Origin of the sequence: Pseudomonas sp. VD-NE ins (genome assembly GCF_031882575.1) — a bacterium.
Taxonomy (GTDB): Bacteria; Pseudomonadota; Gammaproteobacteria; order Pseudomonadales; family Pseudomonadaceae; genus Aquipseudomonas; species Aquipseudomonas fluorescens_BZ.
The window spans coordinates 4599272-4615753 of the sequence record NZ_CP134772.1; the positions used below are offsets into that span (position 1 = coordinate 4599272).

Below are 16482 nucleotides of genomic sequence, written 5' to 3' on the forward strand. Positions count from 1 at the left end.
TTCGCGTAGGCAAAAGCCACGAACGCCTTTCGGGACTCCCGTGCTGCGAAGCCCGTAGCCAGGCACCCTTTCACCGCTATCAAGACGCACAATCATGTCGAAGAAATCCCGCTCCAAACTGTGGTTCCTCGTTCATAGCTGGCTGGCGTTACCGATCTGGTTCTTTGTGCTGATCGTCTGTGTCACCGGCACACTGGCGGTGGTCAGCCAGGAAATCGTCTGGCTGGCCAACCCGCAGATGCGCGCCAGCCAGCCTGCCGACGATGCACCGCTGCTCAGCTATGACCAGATTCTCGCCGCCATCAAGAAGGCCGAACCGCAAACGGTCGTGCAGAGCATCAGCCGCCCCGACGAATCGCATTTCGCCCTGGACGTCGACGTCAGCTACCCCGATGGTCGCTCGCAGACCGTTTACGTCAATCCGTACACCGGCGTGATTCAGGGCGGTGCACCGGATTTCAACTTCAAGGCCTTCACCCGCGCGTTGCATGGCTGGTGGCTGGTGCCGTTCACCAATGGTTACAGCTGGGGCTGGTATCTGGTGTCGTTCCTCGGCCTGCCGTTGCTGGTCTCGCTGATCACCGGGCTAGTGGTCTATAAACGCTTCTGGAAGGGTTTCTTTAATCCGACCCTGCGTTTTCGCCACGGTGCGCGGATTTTCTGGGGCGACTTCCACCGTCTGAGCGGTATCTGGTCGATCTGGTTTATCGCGGTGATCTCGGTCACCGGCACCTGGTTCCTGATCGAAGCGCTGCTGTCCGACAACCACATCTCCATCTCCAGCGAGCCGATCATTCCGGCGATGGCCCGTGAAGCCGTGCCGATTTCGGCTGACGGCACACCACCGCCGCGCATCAGTCTGGATCGCGCCATCGAAGTCGCCCAACAGAAAATTCCCGGACTGGAGGTCAGCTTCGTCAGCTTGCCGGGCAACGCCTACAGCCATATGAGCCTCGGCGGCCGTGGCTGGTATCCGCTGATGTTCCAGACCGCGACGCTCAACCCGTTCAACGGGGAAGTGGCGGCTTCGCGTCTGTTGTCCGATCGCACTTCGCTGGAGTTCGTCACCGAATCCATGCGCCCCCTGCATACCGGTGATTTTGGCGGGCTGTGGATCAAGCTGATCTGGTTCTTCTTCGGCCTGATACTGAGCATGATGGTGCTCAGCGGCTTGTTGATCTGGACCAAACGCACCGCGCTGGCCACGGCCAATGCACTCAAGCGTGAGTCGAAGAAAAACCGCGTTCAGGCTCAACCGGCCATGAACCGTGAAGCGTCGGAGGTCAACGCGTGAGCAAATCCACTGCCGCACCTCAACCGTCGCGTCTGAGCCTGTTCTGGCACAAATGGCGCTTTCACATCAACGTGCTGTTGCTCCTGATTCCGCTGGGCTTCATGCCCAAGTACTTCGCCGATGCCGCACTGTTTCGTGGCGACATCGGCCTCGGGGAACGGGACGTCGGCGAGGTCACGGTCGGCCCCTGGAGCCTGCGCCTGGCCGAGCTGCGCAACGAAGCGCCACGCCTCGAAGGCCCGGCCGGTTACATGAAAGGTTTCAACGCCGCCCTCTGCGATACCTGCATCGATCAGGTCAAAGCCACCTACCTGCGAATCGGCAAACCTCGCAGCCTGCGCGCCGCCGGGGTGATTTTCTTCGGTACGCCCTACCGCATGGGCGCGCAATTGCCGGTGCCGGAAAAAACCAAAGCCGACGCTGAACTGTGGATCACCATGGAGGGCTGGGACGGCAGCATGCATCAGGCTTCGATCCCTCTGAGTCAGGCCTCCCCCGCCACCATTGCCTGGTTGAACCAACAAGGAGCCAAACGATGACCCGCCCGCAACGCCCTTTCCGCCTGCGGCTGAGCGCCGCGCTGCTGGTGCTCGGCGCCGGCTTCAGTGCCAGCGCTCTGGCGCATAACCCGATGTGCGAATGCAAAGCCATCGACGCCGAGCAGATCAAATGCACCGGAGGTTTTTCAGATGGCAGCGGCGCGCCGGGGGTGACCCTCGATGTGATCGGCTATGACGAAACGATTCTGGTGCCGGGCAAACTCGGCAGTGACTCGACCCTGACCTTCAAGAAACCTGGCGCCGAGTTCTACGTGCTGTTCGATGCGGGCCCGGGCCACGTGGTGGAAATCGACCAAGCGGATATCGAAGCGCCATGAGCACGCCAACCACACAAATCGTGCGTCCGGCCGGCGCCGGTCATGAAACCCTCAATGTGCTGCTGCTGTGCCTGTTGATTCTCGCGGTCGCCGGCTCGGTCGTCGCGTGGCGCGGGGTTTCCCACGAACCGGAGCCGGTGGCGACAAATCAACTCGACGCGCGCCGCGACCTCAGCGCTTCAGAGCAAGGCATCTACGCCGACCTGCGAGTGACCCTCGACGAAATCCGCTTGCTGCGCGAAGAGCAGCAAGCCCTGCCGACCCCGCAAACCCTGGCAGACGAAGGCTTTGCCCCGTTTGCCCGGGATGCGAGTTCGGTCAGCCGCGGTGGCCATGCCTGGCAGTTGCTGGCGAATACCGCCTATTTCGGCCACAGCCAAAGCACAGCTGTCGCCGGTTCGTTCGTGATGCTCCTGAGCGCCGACGACAAGGCAGCGCCGGACATCTGGCTCAACCGCGGTGCCAATCTGACAGCGCCGAGCGAACTGACCGAAGCCGCCCTGTCCGCCTCTGGCTGGAAACAGATCGTCGCGCAATACGATGCCGGGGTTACCCGCGAACATCGTCATTGATTCCTCGCCCTCATCCGAGAGAAGACCGTTTTCCCATGTCTATTTCATCGCCTCGCCGCCCATTGTTGCGTCTGTTTCTGCTCGGCCTCTGCGCCTGCCTGCTGAGCCCACTGGCCAGTGCCGATCAGGCCAAACGCCTGCGTATCGGTATCACCCTGCACCCTTATTACAGCTATGTGGCGAACATCGTCGGCGACAAAGCCGAGGTGGTGCCGCTGATCCCCGCCGGTTTCAACCCGCACGCCTACGAGCCGCGCGCCGAGGACATCAAACGCATCAGCGGGCTGGATGTGATCGTGCTCAACGGTGTCGGCCATGACGACTTCGCCGACCGCATGATCGCCGCCAGCGAAACGCCGGACATCAAAACCATCGAAGCCAACGAGAACGTGCCGCTGCTGGCGGCCACCGGGGTTGCCGCACGCGGCGCCGGCAAAGTGGTGAACCCGCACACGTTCCTGTCGATCAGCGCCTCCATCGCCCAGGTCAACAACATTGCCCGCGAACTGGGCAAGCTCGACCCGGACAACGCCAAGACCTACACCCAGAACGCCCGCGCCTATGGCAAACGCCTGCGGCAGATGCGCGCCGATGCCCTGGCCAAACTGACTCAGGCGCCCAACGCCGAGCTACGCGTGGCCACGGTGCATGCGGCTTACGACTATCTGCTGCGCGAGTTCGGCCTGGAAGTGACCGCCGTGGTCGAGCCCGCCCATGGCATCGAGCCGAGCCCAAGCCAGTTGAAGAAGACCATCGACCAGTTGCGTGAACTGGACGTGAAAGTGATCTTTTCGGAGATGGATTTCCCCTCCACTTACGTCGAAACGATTCAGCGTGAGTCCGGGGTGAAGCTGTATCCGCTGTCGCACATTTCCTACGGTGAATACACCGCCGACAAGTACGAAAAGGAAATGACCGGCAACCTCAACACCGTGGTGCGGGCGATTCAGGAGTCTGGCGCATGACTTCCAAAGAAACGATTTCGAACGAACTCCAATCCCCTGTGGGAGCGAGTTTGCTCGCGAAGGCGCCGGGTCAGCCAACATCTTTATCGAATGACACACCGCATTCGCGAGCAAGTCGAATCGTCGCACCGTCGCTCCCACAAGTCTGTGGGCCGACTCTGGATTTTGCGGGGGTTGGTCTGACGCTGGGGCGCACAACGATTTTGGACAACGTCACCTTCCAGGTGCAGCCCGGCAGCGTGCATGCCCTGGTCGGCCCCAACGGTGGTGGCAAGAGTTCGCTGATAAAGACCCTGCTCGGGCAAATGCCGCATCAGGGCCAGCTCAGCCTGCAATGGCCCGACGAACCCGGCACCATCGGTTACGTGCCGCAGGCGCTGGAATTCGATCGCGGTCTGCCGATGACCGTCGACGATTTCATGGCTGCGATGTGTCAGCGACGCCCGGCGTTTCTCGGTTTGAGCAAGCGTTACGCCAGTGCCATTGGTGAAGCGCTGGAACGCGTCGGTATGCAGGACAAACGCAAGCGTCGCATGGGCGCGTTGTCCGGCGGTGAGCGGCAGCGGGTTCTGCTCGCCCAAGGGCTGATCCCGGCGCCGCAATTGCTGGTGCTGGATGAGCCGATGTCGGCCCTCGATGAAGCCGGGATTCAGGTATTCGAACGCCTGCTAAATGACTGGCGCGCGGCGGGCATCACTGTGTTGTGGATCGAGCACGACCTGGAAGCAGTCGGCCGTCTGGCCAGTCGTGTCACCGGTCTTAACCGTCGGGTGCTGTTCGATGCCACACCACAAGAGGCGCTGACCCCGGAACGCCTGCTGACGCTGTTCTCGACCCATCCACGGAGCGCTGCCTGATGAGTTACGAAGCCTTTCGTTTGATGGTGCAAGGCTGGGCCTCCTCCGGTTACCTGCCGGAGGCGCTGGCCTACGGTTTTGTGGTCAATGCGCTACTTGCCGGGCTGTTGATCGGCCCGGTACTCGGCGGCCTCGGCACGCTGGTGGTGGTCAAGCGTTTCGCGTTTTTCTCCGAAGCGGTGGGCCACGCTGCGCTGACCGGTGTCGCCATCGGTATTCTGCTCGGCGAACCTTACACCGGCCCCTATGGCAGCCTGTTCGGTTACTGCCTGTTGTTCGGCATTCTGCTCAATTACCTGCGCAACCGCACCGGTCTGGCACCGGACACACTGATCGGCGTGTTCCTCTCGGTGTCGTTGGCACTGGGCGCGAGTCTGCTGCTGATTCTGGCGGGCAAGATCAATGTGCACATTCTCGAGAACGTATTGTTCGGCTCAGTGCTGACCGTCAACGGCAACGATCTGGCGGTGCTGGCCATCGTCGGTTCGCTGGTCATGGCCCTGGCCTTGCCGCTGTACAACCGCATCATGCTCGCCAGTTTCAACCCGCAACTGGCTGCGGTGCGCGGGGTGGCGGTGAAGACCCTGGATTATCTGTTCGTGATTCTGGTGACGTTGATCACCGTGGCGGCGGTGAAAGTCATCGGTGCGATTCTGGTCGGTGCACTGCTGGTGATCCCAGCGGCGGCGGCGCGTTTGCTCAGCCAGTCGCTCAAGGGCTTTTTCTGGTGCTCGGTGCTGATCGCCACGGTCAGCACGCTGTGCGGGATTCTGGCGCCCATCGTGTTTGATCTGCCGATTCCGTCCGGCGCCGCGATCATTCTGGTCGCCGGCATCGCTTTCGCCCTCGCCGCCATTGCGCGCGGGGTTGTCCCGAGTCTGAAAGGGAATCTTGGATAAATGACTTTTTCACTGCGCAAACTGACCCTGGCCATGACCCTGTGCGGCGTGGTCTGCACACCATTGATGGCTGCCGAAAATGCTAAACCGCTGCGAGTGCTGGCCTCGTTGCCGATCACCTTTGGCTTGGGCGAAGTGCTACTCAAAGGCACTGACGTCAGTCTGGAACGTGCGGCACCCGCCAATTTGCCGGGCAGTCGCCAGACCGCGTATTTCACCGGTCGCGGTGCGCCGGCGCTGAGCAAACTGGCAACCGGCGCTGACGCGGTGATTGGCGTGCGCTCACTGTGGGCCGATGATCCGCTGTACCCGATCGCCCGTCGGAGCAATATCCGCATCGTTGAAGTCGATGCCGCGCGTCCGGTGGATGGCGCCCTGCCCGGCATCGCCGTACAAGCGGATCTGAAGATTGATGGTTTGAACAGTCAACCGTGGCTGGCGAGCAACAACATGGGGCGCATGGCGGATGTGATGGCGGCGGATCTGGTGCGCCTGGCACCGAATGCCAAGCCTGCGATCGAAGCGAATCTGGCGACGTTGAAGCAGCGTTTGCTGAAGCTCAGCGCCGACAGCGAGGCGCGTCTGGCCAACGCCGACAATCTGAGCGTGTTGAGTTTGAGCGATCATTTCGGCTATTTGATCGGCAGTCTGAATCTGGAGCTGGTCGGCGAGGATCCACGACCTGATACGGAGTGGACGCCCCAGGATCTGAAAAAACTCACGGCAACGCTCAAGGACAATGATGTCGCGGTGGTGCTGCATCATCGGCAGCCATCGGACGCGGTGAAAGCGGCAATTGCCGAGTCGGGCAGCCGACTGGTGGTGCTGAGTACCGATGCGGCGGATCCGGTGGCGGAGCTGGAAGGCAATGTGGATTTGGTGCTGAAGGGTTTGAGCGGGGCGTGATTCGAGTTGCACCGCGTTATCGTTCATCGCTGGCAAGCCAGCTCCCACAGGGTTCTCGGTGAACTCAGATTTTATAATCACCAAAATACCTGTGGGAGCTGGCTTGCCAGCGATGAGGCCCTAAAAGACAACACAAACTCCAGCCATAAAAAAACCCGCTGACTGTCACCAGTCCAGCGGGTTTGTTTTTGCCCGGCCGCTTATTGCGCTGCGGCCTGCCCTTCCATCTTCTGACGCAGGCTCAGTGGACGCATGTCAGTCCAGACTTCTTCGATGTAGGCCAGGCATTCCTTTTTCAGGCCGCTCTTGCCCACGGTGCGCCAGCCTTCCGGCACGGCTTTGTAATCCGGCCAGATCGAGTATTGCTCTTCGTGGTTGACCACGACCTGAAAGAGGATGTCCTCGCGGTCGAATACTGACGTCATGCTGGTTCTCCATCGTTGTAAGGGTAGGCTGCACGCGGGGTGCAGCCGGGTATGTAGAAAGAACGTTCGGCGCGGCGAAAAATTTACAGCGCCGTGGTGGCAGCGGCCAAAGCTCGACCAAAGATTTCCGCAACGCGGTCGATCTCGGCGGCAGTGATCACCAGTGGTGGCAGGAAACGCACCACCGCGCCGTGCCGACCGCCCAGCTCCAGAATCAGCCCGCGCTTGAGGCATTCGCGCTGGACCAGCGGCGCCAGTCGCGCAAACGCCGGCGGATGACCGAGCGCATCCGGTGTGCCGTTCGGCTCGACCAGTTCAACGCCAAGCATCAGGCCACAACCGCGAATGTCGCCCAGTTGCGGGAAGTCGCGTTGCAGGATGCGCAGGTGTTCGCTCAGGCGCTCGCCCATGGCGGCGGCGTGTTCGCAGACCTTGTGTTCGACCAGGTAACGCATCACCGCAGAACCTGCCGCCATGGCCATCTGATTGCCACGAAAGGTGCCGGCATGCGCGCCCGGTTGCCAGGTGTCAAGCCAGTCGCGATAGACCACCACGGCCAACGGCAGGCTGCCGCCGATGGCTTTGGACAACACCACCACATCCGGGATGATGCCGGCATGCTCGAAGGCAAACATCTTGCCGGTGCGGGCGAAACCGCTCTGGATCTCGTCGACGATCAGCGCCACACCAGCCTTCTCGGTGATCCGGCGCAAACCGCGCAGCCACTCGATGTCCGCCGGAATCACGCCGCCTTCGCCCTGTACCGCCTCGACGATCACCGCAGCAGGCAGTTGCACGCCGGCCTCGGGGTCGTTGAGGAGGTTTTCCAGGTAGCTCAGGTTAGCCTTCACGCCTGCTTCGCCACCGAGGCCGAACGGGCAACGGTAGTCATACGGGAACGGCATGAACTGCACGCCGTTGCTGAGCAGCGCGCCCAGCGGTTTCTTCGGGCCCAGGCTGCCCATCAGGCTCAGCGCGCCCTGGCTCATGCCGTGGTAACCGCCGGAAAACGACAGCACGGTGCTGCGCCCGGTCGCCGTGCGTACCAGCTTCAACGCCGCTTCCACCGCATCGGTGCCGGTCGGGCCGCAGAACTGGATTTTCGCTTCAGCCGCGAGGGCGGGCGGCAGCAAACCGAACAGGTCCTGGACGAACTGATCCTTGACCGGCGTGGTCAGGTCGAGAGTGTGCAGTGGCAATTCATCGGCCAGCACCTGCTGGATCGCTTCGATCACCACCGGGTGGTTATGCCCCAGTGCCAGCGTGCCGGCGCCGGCCAGGCAGTCGATGAAGGTGCGCCCTTCGACGTCTTCAACATACAAGCCTTTGGCGCGCTTCAGGGCCAGCGGAATGCGCCGTGGATAGCTGCGCGCGTTGGATTCCTGTTGAGCCTGACGGGCCAGCAATGGCGACTCATTGAACTGGTACAACGTTTCGGCCGGCGCCGAGGTAACCCGGGACGACGACTCTTCGATAAGGCTGGTGGCGACTGACATCTCTCGACCCCTCAATTGGCTATGGATAGTGACCAAAACAGCACACCGGACAGGTGCGCATTCCGATCGCGGGGCGCACTTGCAGGTTTTCCTGTTCTGGAGACGCTTAAGGGGCCTGAGGATTTAGCCTGTGATCGCGTTGTCAGACCGGCGCGATCAACAACTTGTGCATGGGTATGGTCTGCAAGCCTTGGTATTCGAGGGTCGGCGCTGACTCGCAATAGCCCAGACGGCGATAAAAGGCGTGACCGGTGCGCGTACTGTTGAGATCCGCGTGAGGCGCTTCGCGGATCCGCAACCAGCCCTCCAGATCCAGCATCAGCGCCCGCCCGACGCCCCGGCGAAATGACTCCGGCTGGACATGACACAGCAAAATGTCGCCGCTGGCCTGCGCCATGCCGACACCGACCGGTTTGTCCGCCAACGACGCTATGCAGAGATAGAAGTGCGGATCGGCCAGTAGAGCACTGATGAAATCGGCGGATTGCCGGCCGATCCATTGGCTGACGAGTGACGGATCGTTACGGTGATCGAGTGCACAACCAATGCGGATCGAACGCTCGATGATGCGGCTGATGATGCCGGCGTCGGCCAGTGTGGCCGGACGAATGCAGATGGGTGCTTCCATGGCGCAGTTCCCTCAATCCATTGAGTCAAAGCTGCGCTGACCTTACCCCCACCCCGGCTGGATAGCGAACGCCGAGAAGTTACATTTGATGTGCCACAACACCTTCCCCTGTGGGAGCGAGCCTGCTCGCGAAAGCGGTTTGGCAACCACATTGATGCTAAGTGTGCCGCCGTCTTCGCGAGCAGGCTCGCTCCCACAGGAGATTTGCGGTGGAATCAGACAGGCTGCAACGGCATGGTCAGTTCGACGCGCAGGCCATCCGGACGGCTGTCGAAATGCAGGGCGCAGTCACAACGCTGGACAATCGCCTGGACAATTGCCAAACCGAGGCCGCATCCGGTGCTCTGGCCGTTACGCCAGAAGCGTTGGGTCAAGTGTTGCAGGTCATCCGGCGCAATCCCCGGGCCATGGTCGCGCACGACAAAACGAACACGGTTGCCAATGGTTTCCAGGCTCAGCTCAACCGCACAGTCTTCGAGCGTATGGCGCAAGGCGTTGTCGAGCAGGTTGCGCAGCGCCGCAATCGACAGCACGGCCGGCATCTGCAGCGGTGCAGCCGACAGGTCGGTGGGCAGCTTCAGTTTGATGCGCAAACGCTCTCCCCCCGTGGCGTCCTGGATCGCCAGACGTGCCACTTGCTCGGCACTGCATTGCGAACCGTCATCGAACGACAGACTGCCCTCTACCCGCGCCAGCAACAGCAATTGCTCAAGGGTGCGATGCAAGCGATCGGCGCCCTCCTCCGCCCGCGCCAGCGATTGATCGCGGGCACTGCCATCGGTCATGCGCGCGACTTGCAGGTGCGTCTTGATCGCCGTCAGTGGGCTGCGCAGTTCATGGGCCGCGTCACCGGTCAGACGGCGTTCGCGCTCGATGGTCTTGCCAATGCGCTGGAACAACTGGTTTTGCGTTTCGAGCAGCGGCTTCAGTTCACTGGGGAAGGTCTGGATCTGCAACGGCTCAAGCGAGTCGGCATTGCGCCGCATCAACGCTTCACGCAGTCGGTTGAGCGGCGCCAGCCCCTGGCCGATGCCCAGCCATAGCAAACACAGACAACCGAGCAAGGCCACACCCACCGGCACCGACGCCGCCAGCAGAATCGACATGTTCAGGGCTTCGCGCTCGATCTGCCGGTCGGCGGTGGTGATGCGCACATCGCCGCGGGCGAGGGTGAAGCTGCGCCACGGCGCGCCGTCGATCATCTGGTCATGGAAGCCCATTTTCTCGGCTTCCAGCGCTTGTTCGGGATTGTTGTGACTGCGCGCGAGAATTTCCCCGCGCAACGAACTGACCTGACAGGCCATGCCGCCGGGAATATTCAATTGCTCGGCACTGAAGTGAGTGCCCTCGCCTTTGCTCGGCAGTGTCGGCAACTGTTCCAGCAGCCCGGCAACCATGCGCGCCGATGCAACCAGACGCTGGTCGAGGGAGAACATCATCTGATTGCGCAAATCACTGAGCATCCAGGCCGCCGCCAGCGCCCAGATCAGCGCAAACGCGGCGCCGAGGGTCAGGCTCAGGCGCAGTCGCAGGCTCATCACTTGCCTTGATCTCCACCGTCAGCCGGGCCGAGGCGATAGCCCAGACCGCGCACGGTTTCGACGATGCCTTTGCCCAGTTTGCTGCGCAGGTGATGGATGTGCACGTTCAGCGCGTTGCTTTCCAGTTCATCGTTGAAGCCGTAGACACTGTCCTTCAATTGCTCGGTGGACAGCACCCGGCCACGATTGTGCAGCAGCGCCTGCAACAGCGATTGCTCGCGGCGCGACAAGTCCACCGGTTGCCCGGCCAGCATGGTTTCGCGACTGCTCGGGTCGTACGTCAGTGCACCGTGCTCAATCAGGTTTACGCTGCGCCCGGCGACCCGGCGCAACAGGGTTTGCAGACGGGCGAACAGTTCACGCAGATCGAATGGTTTGAGCAGGTAATCGTCCGCCCCGGCCTGCAAGCCGTCGACACGGTCGGTGACCGAATCGCGCGCGGTCAGGATCAGCACCGGAATTTCCAGGCCGCTCTGACGCAGTTGTTGCAGCAACTTGAGGCCATCTTCGTCGGGCAGGCCAAGATCGAGCACCATCACGTCGAATTCAGCAACTTTAAGTATCGCGCGGGCCTTCGATGCCGTGTTGACGTGTTCGACGGTCAGGCCTTGGGCACTGAGCCCCGCAACAATACCGCTGGCGATCAGTTCATCGTCTTCGCAAACCAGTACGTGCATGGGTACTCCGGAAACAAAAAGGCGAGTGAAACAGGCGAGGATTAAGGCGCAATTATGGCCGTCACCGACGCTGACGGGAAGCCGGGCGCAAAGACGTGTCTGCCCCCGGCTGCGGAAAACCATAGCTACGCGGCATCGAAACTTCTCCCAACTAATAAAGAAACAATTCCTGCCTTTGTAAGAATCCTTCGATCATTTAGTTTTCAGTCGGCAATTACCTACAACTTTTAAAGGGACTTAATAAACATGCCTCAACTAAAAAACTTCGTCGCGATCGATTGGCGCTCCGGCCCCGACCGGATTTATTTCTTCTTCAAAGACAGCGACACCTATTCCCGATTCGATCTCGGTGACAACAAGGTATCCAGCAACTATCCCGCCCCGGTTGCCGATAGCTGGGACAGCTTTGGCCCCCATGCCAAAGACTTGCGTTTCGGACTGACAACCACCTCATTCGGCTGGAACACCTCATCCGACGAAGATATTGCCTGGTTGTTCTTCTATCAGGGCACCACACCCGTGGTGTGTAAATACAATCAAGACAAAGACAAGGTCGATGCCTTTTATAAAGTTTCCGATTCGATCTGGAAGCCGATATTGCCCTACTTCGACAAGATCATCGCCGGCACCTGGTTCCAACTGACCGGTCACCCGTTTCTGTTCAGGTTCATCCTCAACGACGGACACTATCTATCGTTTAACTACAAGGCAAAGACCCTGACTTACAAATCCTTCGGGGATCATCAGCTTGGCGCACTGATACCGTACAAGGACCGCATCATCACAGCGGCGCAAAATGACCGGTCTTTTGCCGACAGCTACTGGTACATCTTCCTGACGGGCAACCAATACCTGACTTACAACATTCAGTCCGACCGCCTGGTCTCCGGACCGAAAACCATCAATGACGCGAACTGGCCCGGACTGCTGCGAGGCTGATTGGCCGAAGCCCGGAGGGCCTTGTAGGATACGGTTAATTATCGGTTAATCGCAGCCGCCCATTCTGCGCCTCACTTGCACAGGGACAAGGCTCCTCCATGCGTCATTTTTTTCTATTGTTTGCTCTGCTGATTTCCAGCCTGGCCCAGGCGGGGAACAATCCATTTGAGTCAAAACCGGAGTTTCTGCCGGTCGACAAGGCGTTTGTGCTCACGTCCGAACGTCTGGAATCCGGTGAAACCCAGCTGTTCTGGCAAATCACCGACGGCTATTACCTGTATCAGAAACGCTTGAAGTTCGACGGGCTGAGCGCGGCACAGCAACCGACGCTGCCGGAAGGCGAATCCCACAGCGACGAGTTTTTCGGAGAGCAACCGGTCTATCGCCAAGGGCTGGAAGTGAAAATCCCGGCGGCAGCCACGGGGCAGATCAAGGTCAGCTATCAGGGCTGTGCCGATGCCGGTCTGTGCTATCCGCCGCAAACCCGGGTGATTGATCTGGGCGGCAAAGCAGCGGTGGCTGCAGGCGCCGAAGCACCGGATCAGGCGTTGGCCAGCAGTCTGCAACAACGGGCGCTGGGCTGGAGTCTGCTGGTGTTTTTCGGCCTAGGTCTGTTGCTCGCGTTTACACCTTGCACGTTGCCGATGCTGCCGATTCTGGCCGGCATGGTGGTCGGCAGTGGTGCCACCCCGCGTCGCGGTTTCGCGCTGGCCGGCAGTTACGTGATTTGCATGGCGCTGGTGTATGCGGCGATGGGCGTGATTGCTGCGCTGCTCGGCGCGAACCTGCAGGCGTGGTTGCAGAACCCTTGGCTGCTCGGCACATTCGCCGCAATCTTTGTGGTGCTGGCCTTGCCGATGTTTGGCTTCTTTGAATTGCAATTGCCGGTGGCCCTGCGTGATCGCCTGGAACACGCCTCGCGCAGTCGCAGCGGTGGCAGCCTGATCGGCGCCGGGGTGCTCGGTGCCTTGTCCGGTCTGTTGGTCGGGCCTTGCATGACCGCGCCGCTGGCCGGTGCATTGCTGTATATCGCGCAGAGCGGCAACGCCCTGCACGGTGGCTTGATCCTGTTCTCGCTGGGCATCGGCATTGGTGTGCCGTTGCTGTTGCTGGTGACTGTGGGCAATCGCTTCCTGCCCAAACCCGGCGCCTGGATGAACCTGCTCAAAGGCGTGTTCGGTTTCCTCTTCCTCGCCACCGCGCTGTTGATGCTGCGTCCGGTGCTGGATGCTTCGTTGTGGCTGGGCCTGTGCGGTGCACTGCTGTTGATCGCCGCGTTCTGCGCCTGGAAACAGTCCGAAGGTTTTGGCCGCGTCGCGCAGTTGTTCGGCGCCAGTTCGTTGCTGCTCGGGTTGTGGGGCAGTCTGCTGGTGATCGGTGCGGCGGGCGGCAGCGATGATCCGTATCAACCGTTGCAGGTCTACAGTGCCGGCCGCGCCAGCACAGCGGCGTCGTCGGCTCACGATGCGTTCACCACGATCAAGGAGCCGGCCGCGCTGCAACGCGAACTCGATGCCGCCAAGGCTCAAGGCCAGTGGGTGCTGCTCGACTACTACGCCGACTGGTGTGTGTCGTGCAAGGTCATGGAGAAGCAGGTGTTCGGCAAGGACAAGGTCATGCAGGCGTTGAGTGATGTACGCCTGCTGCGGCTCGATGTGACTGCCGACAATGCCGCCAGCCGTGAACTGCTCAGCCGCTACAAAGTACCGGGGCCGCCGAGCTTCGTCTGGATCGGTACCGATGGCGAAGAACGCCGCAGCCAGCGCATCACCGGCGAAGTTGATGCCGAGACGTTCCTGCAACGCTGGGCCACCACCCGGGACGCTAATTAATGCTGACTCTCACCCTCGGCACCTTTGCCATCGCGCTTAATCACCTGCTGCTGATCAGTGCCCTGGCGCTGGCGACCTTTGTCGGCTGGCGGGTGGCCAAACGTGGTGGCGATAACCCCGAGTCGGCATTGTTCAGTCTGTTTCTGCTGGGCCTGCTCGCGGCGCGCATTGCCTTTGTGCTGCTGTACTGGTCGCACTATCGCAACGACCCGTGGCAGATCATCGATTTGCGTGACGGTGGTTTCCTCGCCTGGCCGGGGGTGATCGTGCTGTTACTGGCGGCGCTGTATCGCGGCTGGCGCCGTCCGGGCTTGCGTCGCCCGCTGGGTTTTGGCGTAGCCAGCGGCGTGGCGTTCTGGCTGTTGGCGACGCTGTCGTTGAACATCTATGAACAAGGCACCCGACTGCCGGACATCTCCCTGCGCAATGCGGCCGGGGAAACCATCCAGCTCAGCGACTATCAGGGCGGCCCGCTGGTGATCAATCTGTGGGCGACCTGGTGCCCGCCGTGCCGACGCGAGATGCCGGTGCTGGAAAACGCCCAGCAACAACGCCCGGACCTGACCTTCCTGTTCGTCAATCAGGCCGAAAGCATGCAAAGCGTGGCGACGTTTCTCGAAACCCAGGGCCTGAGCCTGAACAACGTGCTGTTCGACCGCAGCGGTCGGCTAGGTCAGGCCGTGGGCTCCATGGCATTGCCGACTACGCTGTTCTATAGCCCTGACGGTCGGTTGCTGAGCAGTCACCTTGGTGAGCTATCGAACGCCAGCCTGGCGCGCGCGCTGGAAAATTTCGCCACGCCGAATCCGAATTCGACCCCGGCCACTGCACCGGCCACCTCTGCAAGGAAACTGCCATGCCCCGCCTCCGCCACCTGCTGACGCTGACTCTGGGCACCGCCCTGCTGCACTTGCCGTCGGTGCTGGCCGCTGAAGAATTGCCTGCGGCGATCAAGCAGATCGAAGCCAAAGGCGCGAAAATCGTCGGCCAGTTCGACGCCCCCGATGGCCTGCGCGGGTATGCGGCGCAGTATCAGAACCGTGGTATGGCGCTGTACCTGACCCCGGATGGCAAACACGTTTTGCTCGGTAATCTGTACGACGCCGACGGCAAGGACTTGAGCAGCGAGCCACTGCAAAAACTGGTTTATGCGCCGATGGCCAAGGAAGTCTGGGCCAAGTTCGAAGCGAGCAACTGGATTCAGGACGGCAACAAGGATGCACCGCGCACCGTTTACCTGTTCAGCGATCCGAACTGCCCGTACTGCAACATGTTCTGGGAACAGGCGCGGCCATGGGTGAAATCCGGCAAGGTGCAACTGCGGCACATTATGGTCGGTATCATCCGCGAGGACAGCCCGGGCAAATCGGCCGCGTTGCTGGCCGCGAAAGATCCGGCCAAAGCCCTGGAAGATCACGAAAAGGCTGGCAAGGGCAGCTCGCTCAAAGCGCTGAAAGATATTCCGGCGGCCGTGCAGACCAAACTGGCGGCGAACATGCAGTTGATGGAAGACCTCGATTTGCAGGCGACGCCGGCGATCTTCTACATGGATGACAAGGGTGAACTGCAACAGCAGCAAGGCGCGCCTTCGCCGGACAAGTTGGCGAAGATTCTCGGGCCTAAATAAGCAAAATCAAAAGATCGCAGCCTGCGGCAGCTCCTACATGGAACGCGTTTTCTGTAGGAGCTGCCGCAGGCTGCGATCTTTTCAACGGCGTTCAGCCAGGAAGGAAAACAGCACCTCGGTGACAAACTCGGGATTCTCCAGATTGGAGATATGCCCCGCCTCCGGTACCAGCACCCATGGGCAACCGATCAACTCGGCCATTTCCTTTGCTTCGGACGGTGGTCGTGGTTTGTCCTGATCGCCGCACAGGACCAGCGTAGTCGGCGCATTCAATTCGCCCAGACGTGGCAACAGATCATCCCGGCCAAAGGTGATACGCCCCATCGGTACGATGCTTTCGCGTAAACGATCGGACGAGTACGCCGCCAGTTTCGCGCGAAAATCCTGATACAGCGCCGACTGCGGATCGATGCCCGGACGGAAGAAGATCGGCACGACGATATCCAGTAATTGCTCGGAGATTTCGCCGGTTTCTTCAATCTGTTTGAACAGCGAGAAGTAGTACTGACGAGTCGGCTCCGGCTCGACGCCAACATACGTGTCCATCAGCACCAGACCGTTGATCCGCTGTGGGGCCGACAGTGCCAGGCGCACACCCCACATGCCGCCGACCGACAGCCCGACAAGAGTGACCTGATCGATATCCAGATGATCGAGCAAGGCCTGCGCCTGACGGGCGATGTCGTCCAGTGATGTCGTGCCTTCCGGCAATCGCCCCGACTGGCCGTGCCCCCACAGGTCCAGCGCAATCACCCGATAGTGCGGCGACAACGCGGCAATCTGCGGTGCCCACATGGCCTGGTCCCATAGATAGCTGCCAGCCAGCAACACCGCCGGACCAGTGCCTTGATCAATGTAATGCAGCGCTTGTCCGTCAACCGTGAAAAAAGGCATCGACCACCCCCACGACAAAAAAGAGAACCGGCAGACTGAGCTGCCGGTTGCTG

General features: G+C 60.9%; 18 protein-coding genes. 12 read left to right on the top strand and 6 right to left on the bottom strand.

All coding sequences use genetic code 11. From position 1 onward, the window contains the following. The first annotated feature begins 94 nt into the window (after nt 1-94). The 8 genes from RMV17_RS20455 to RMV17_RS20490 are packed head-to-tail and all read left to right on the top strand — an operon-like array spanning nt 95 to nt 6370. Nucleotides 95-1294, top strand: a complete 1200-nt coding sequence (locus RMV17_RS20455) for a PepSY-associated TM helix domain-containing protein (RefSeq protein ID WP_108225890.1) — start codon at nt 95-97, stop codon at nt 1292-1294. Next, a complete protein-coding gene (locus tag RMV17_RS20460) occupies nt 1291-1833 on the top strand; it encodes a hypothetical protein (RefSeq protein WP_034155180.1) in 543 nt (180 codons plus the stop codon). Before RMV17_RS20455 ends, RMV17_RS20460 begins: the two co-directional genes overlap by 4 nt. Then, nucleotides 1830-2171: a hypothetical protein gene (locus RMV17_RS20465; RefSeq protein ID WP_034155181.1), complete on the top strand. Its 342-nt coding sequence runs from the start codon at nt 1830-1832 to the stop codon at nt 2169-2171. Before RMV17_RS20460 ends, RMV17_RS20465 begins: the two co-directional genes overlap by 4 nt. Further along, entirely contained in the window at nt 2168-2743 is a 576-nt protein-coding gene (locus RMV17_RS20470) for a DUF6162 family protein (protein WP_311882114.1), read from the top strand. Before RMV17_RS20465 ends, RMV17_RS20470 begins: the two co-directional genes overlap by 4 nt. 35 nt (nt 2744-2778) lie before the next feature. Continuing rightward, on the top strand, nt 2779-3708 hold the full coding sequence (locus RMV17_RS20475) for a metal ABC transporter substrate-binding protein (RefSeq protein WP_102900420.1): 930 nt from the start codon (nt 2779-2781) through the stop codon (nt 3706-3708). Beyond that, nucleotides 3705-4565, top strand: coding sequence for a metal ABC transporter ATP-binding protein (locus RMV17_RS20480; protein ID WP_311882117.1), 861 nt, complete (start codon nt 3705-3707; stop codon nt 4563-4565). The genes RMV17_RS20475 and RMV17_RS20480 overlap by 4 nt, the downstream gene beginning before the upstream one ends. Then, the gene (locus tag RMV17_RS20485; protein ID WP_007917717.1) at nt 4565-5464 is read left to right on the top strand and encodes a metal ABC transporter permease; all 900 of its coding nucleotides are present in this window, start codon (nt 4565-4567) and stop codon (nt 5462-5464) included. The genes RMV17_RS20480 and RMV17_RS20485 overlap by 1 nt, the downstream gene beginning before the upstream one ends. After that, entirely contained in the window at nt 5465-6370 is a 906-nt protein-coding gene (locus tag RMV17_RS20490; protein ID WP_311882120.1) for a metal ABC transporter solute-binding protein, Zn/Mn family, read from the top strand. It abuts the gene before it with no gap. Between the two features lie 200 nt (nt 6371-6570). Here RMV17_RS20490 and RMV17_RS20495 read toward each other — a convergent pair whose 3' ends face one another. The 5 genes from RMV17_RS20495 to RMV17_RS20515 form a co-directional block, all read right to left on the bottom strand. Beyond that, nucleotides 6571-6795: an MbtH family protein gene (locus RMV17_RS20495; RefSeq protein ID WP_003226665.1), complete on the bottom strand. Its 225-nt coding sequence runs from the start codon at nt 6793-6795 to the stop codon at nt 6571-6573. Between the two features lie 83 nt (nt 6796-6878). Further along, nucleotides 6879-8291, bottom strand: coding sequence for an aspartate aminotransferase family protein (locus tag RMV17_RS20500; RefSeq protein ID WP_311882124.1), 1413 nt, complete (start codon nt 8289-8291; stop codon nt 6879-6881). A 142-nt stretch (nt 8292-8433) separates the two neighbouring features. Continuing rightward, entirely contained in the window at nt 8434-8919 is a 486-nt protein-coding gene (locus tag RMV17_RS20505) for a GNAT family N-acetyltransferase (protein WP_311882125.1), read from the bottom strand. A 215-nt stretch (nt 8920-9134) separates the two neighbouring features. Next, nucleotides 9135-10457 carry an ATP-binding protein gene (locus tag RMV17_RS20510; protein WP_311882127.1) on the bottom strand — a complete coding sequence of 441 codons (1323 nt, stop codon included), beginning with the start codon at nt 10455-10457 and terminating at the stop codon, nt 9135-9137. Next, nucleotides 10457-11137, bottom strand: coding sequence for a response regulator (locus RMV17_RS20515; protein ID WP_311882129.1), 681 nt, complete (start codon nt 11135-11137; stop codon nt 10457-10459). Before RMV17_RS20515 ends, RMV17_RS20510 begins: the two co-directional genes overlap by 1 nt. A 246-nt stretch (nt 11138-11383) precedes the next feature. On the opposite strand from RMV17_RS20515, the gene RMV17_RS20520 reads away from it, so the two are divergent. The 4 genes from RMV17_RS20520 (at nt 11384) to dsbG (ending at nt 15535) form a co-directional block, all read left to right on the top strand. After that, nucleotides 11384-12076 carry a hypothetical protein gene (locus tag RMV17_RS20520; protein ID WP_108225884.1) on the top strand — a complete coding sequence of 231 codons (693 nt, stop codon included), beginning with the start codon at nt 11384-11386 and terminating at the stop codon, nt 12074-12076. A gap of 98 nt (nt 12077-12174) precedes the next feature. After that, nucleotides 12175-13908, top strand: a complete 1734-nt coding sequence (gene dsbD, locus RMV17_RS20525; protein WP_311882133.1) for a protein-disulfide reductase DsbD — start codon at nt 12175-12177, stop codon at nt 13906-13908. Further along, nucleotides 13908-14789 carry a TlpA disulfide reductase family protein gene (locus RMV17_RS20530; RefSeq protein ID WP_311882135.1) on the top strand — a complete coding sequence of 294 codons (882 nt, stop codon included), beginning with the start codon at nt 13908-13910 and terminating at the stop codon, nt 14787-14789. The genes dsbD and RMV17_RS20530 overlap by 1 nt, the downstream gene beginning before the upstream one ends. Continuing rightward, nucleotides 14765-15535 (top strand): thiol:disulfide interchange protein DsbG, encoded by a 771-nt coding sequence (dsbG, locus tag RMV17_RS20535; protein ID WP_311882137.1) that lies wholly within the window; start codon nt 14765-14767, stop codon nt 15533-15535. The genes RMV17_RS20530 and dsbG overlap by 25 nt, the downstream gene beginning before the upstream one ends. A gap of 81 nt (nt 15536-15616) precedes the next feature. Here dsbG and RMV17_RS20540 read toward each other — a convergent pair whose 3' ends face one another. Continuing rightward, nucleotides 15617-16429 (bottom strand): alpha/beta fold hydrolase, encoded by an 813-nt coding sequence (locus tag RMV17_RS20540; RefSeq protein WP_311882139.1) that lies wholly within the window; start codon nt 16427-16429, stop codon nt 15617-15619. Nucleotides 16430-16482: the final 53 nt, after the last annotated feature.

Bases quoted from the DNA above. Each gene is read 5' to 3' on its own strand.
- RMV17_RS20485 (WP_007917717.1), top strand. From the start codon at position 4,565: ATGAGTTACGAAGCCTTTCGTTTGATGGTGCAAGGCTGGGCCTCCTCC.
- RMV17_RS20500 (WP_311882124.1), bottom strand. From the start codon at position 8,291: ATGTCAGTCGCCACCAGCCTTATCGAAGAGTCGTCGTCCCGGGTTACC.
- RMV17_RS20515 (WP_311882129.1), bottom strand. From the start codon at position 11,137: ATGCACGTACTGGTTTGCGAAGACGATGAACTGATCGCCAGCGGTATT.
- RMV17_RS20490 (WP_311882120.1), top strand. From the start codon at position 5,465: ATGACTTTTTCACTGCGCAAACTGACCCTGGCCATGACCCTGTGCGGC.
- dsbG (WP_311882137.1), top strand. From the start codon at position 14,765: ATGCCCCGCCTCCGCCACCTGCTGACGCTGACTCTGGGCACCGCCCTG.
- RMV17_RS20465 (WP_034155181.1), top strand. From the start codon at position 1,830: ATGACCCGCCCGCAACGCCCTTTCCGCCTGCGGCTGAGCGCCGCGCTG.
- RMV17_RS20505 (WP_311882125.1), bottom strand. From the start codon at position 8,919: ATGGAAGCACCCATCTGCATTCGTCCGGCCACACTGGCCGACGCCGGC.
- RMV17_RS20510 (WP_311882127.1), bottom strand. From the start codon at position 10,457: ATGAGCCTGCGACTGCGCCTGAGCCTGACCCTCGGCGCCGCGTTTGCG.
- RMV17_RS20470 (WP_311882114.1), top strand. From the start codon at position 2,168: ATGAGCACGCCAACCACACAAATCGTGCGTCCGGCCGGCGCCGGTCAT.
- RMV17_RS20495 (WP_003226665.1), bottom strand. From the start codon at position 6,795: ATGACGTCAGTATTCGACCGCGAGGACATCCTCTTTCAGGTCGTGGTC.
- RMV17_RS20475 (WP_102900420.1), top strand. From the start codon at position 2,779: ATGTCTATTTCATCGCCTCGCCGCCCATTGTTGCGTCTGTTTCTGCTC.
- RMV17_RS20455 (WP_108225890.1), top strand. From the start codon at position 95: ATGTCGAAGAAATCCCGCTCCAAACTGTGGTTCCTCGTTCATAGCTGG.
- dsbD (WP_311882133.1), top strand. From the start codon at position 12,175: ATGCGTCATTTTTTTCTATTGTTTGCTCTGCTGATTTCCAGCCTGGCC.
- RMV17_RS20480 (WP_311882117.1), top strand. From the start codon at position 3,705: ATGACTTCCAAAGAAACGATTTCGAACGAACTCCAATCCCCTGTGGGA.
- RMV17_RS20540 (WP_311882139.1), bottom strand. From the start codon at position 16,429: ATGCCTTTTTTCACGGTTGACGGACAAGCGCTGCATTACATTGATCAA.
- RMV17_RS20530 (WP_311882135.1), top strand. From the start codon at position 13,908: ATGCTGACTCTCACCCTCGGCACCTTTGCCATCGCGCTTAATCACCTG.
- RMV17_RS20520 (WP_108225884.1), top strand. From the start codon at position 11,384: ATGCCTCAACTAAAAAACTTCGTCGCGATCGATTGGCGCTCCGGCCCC.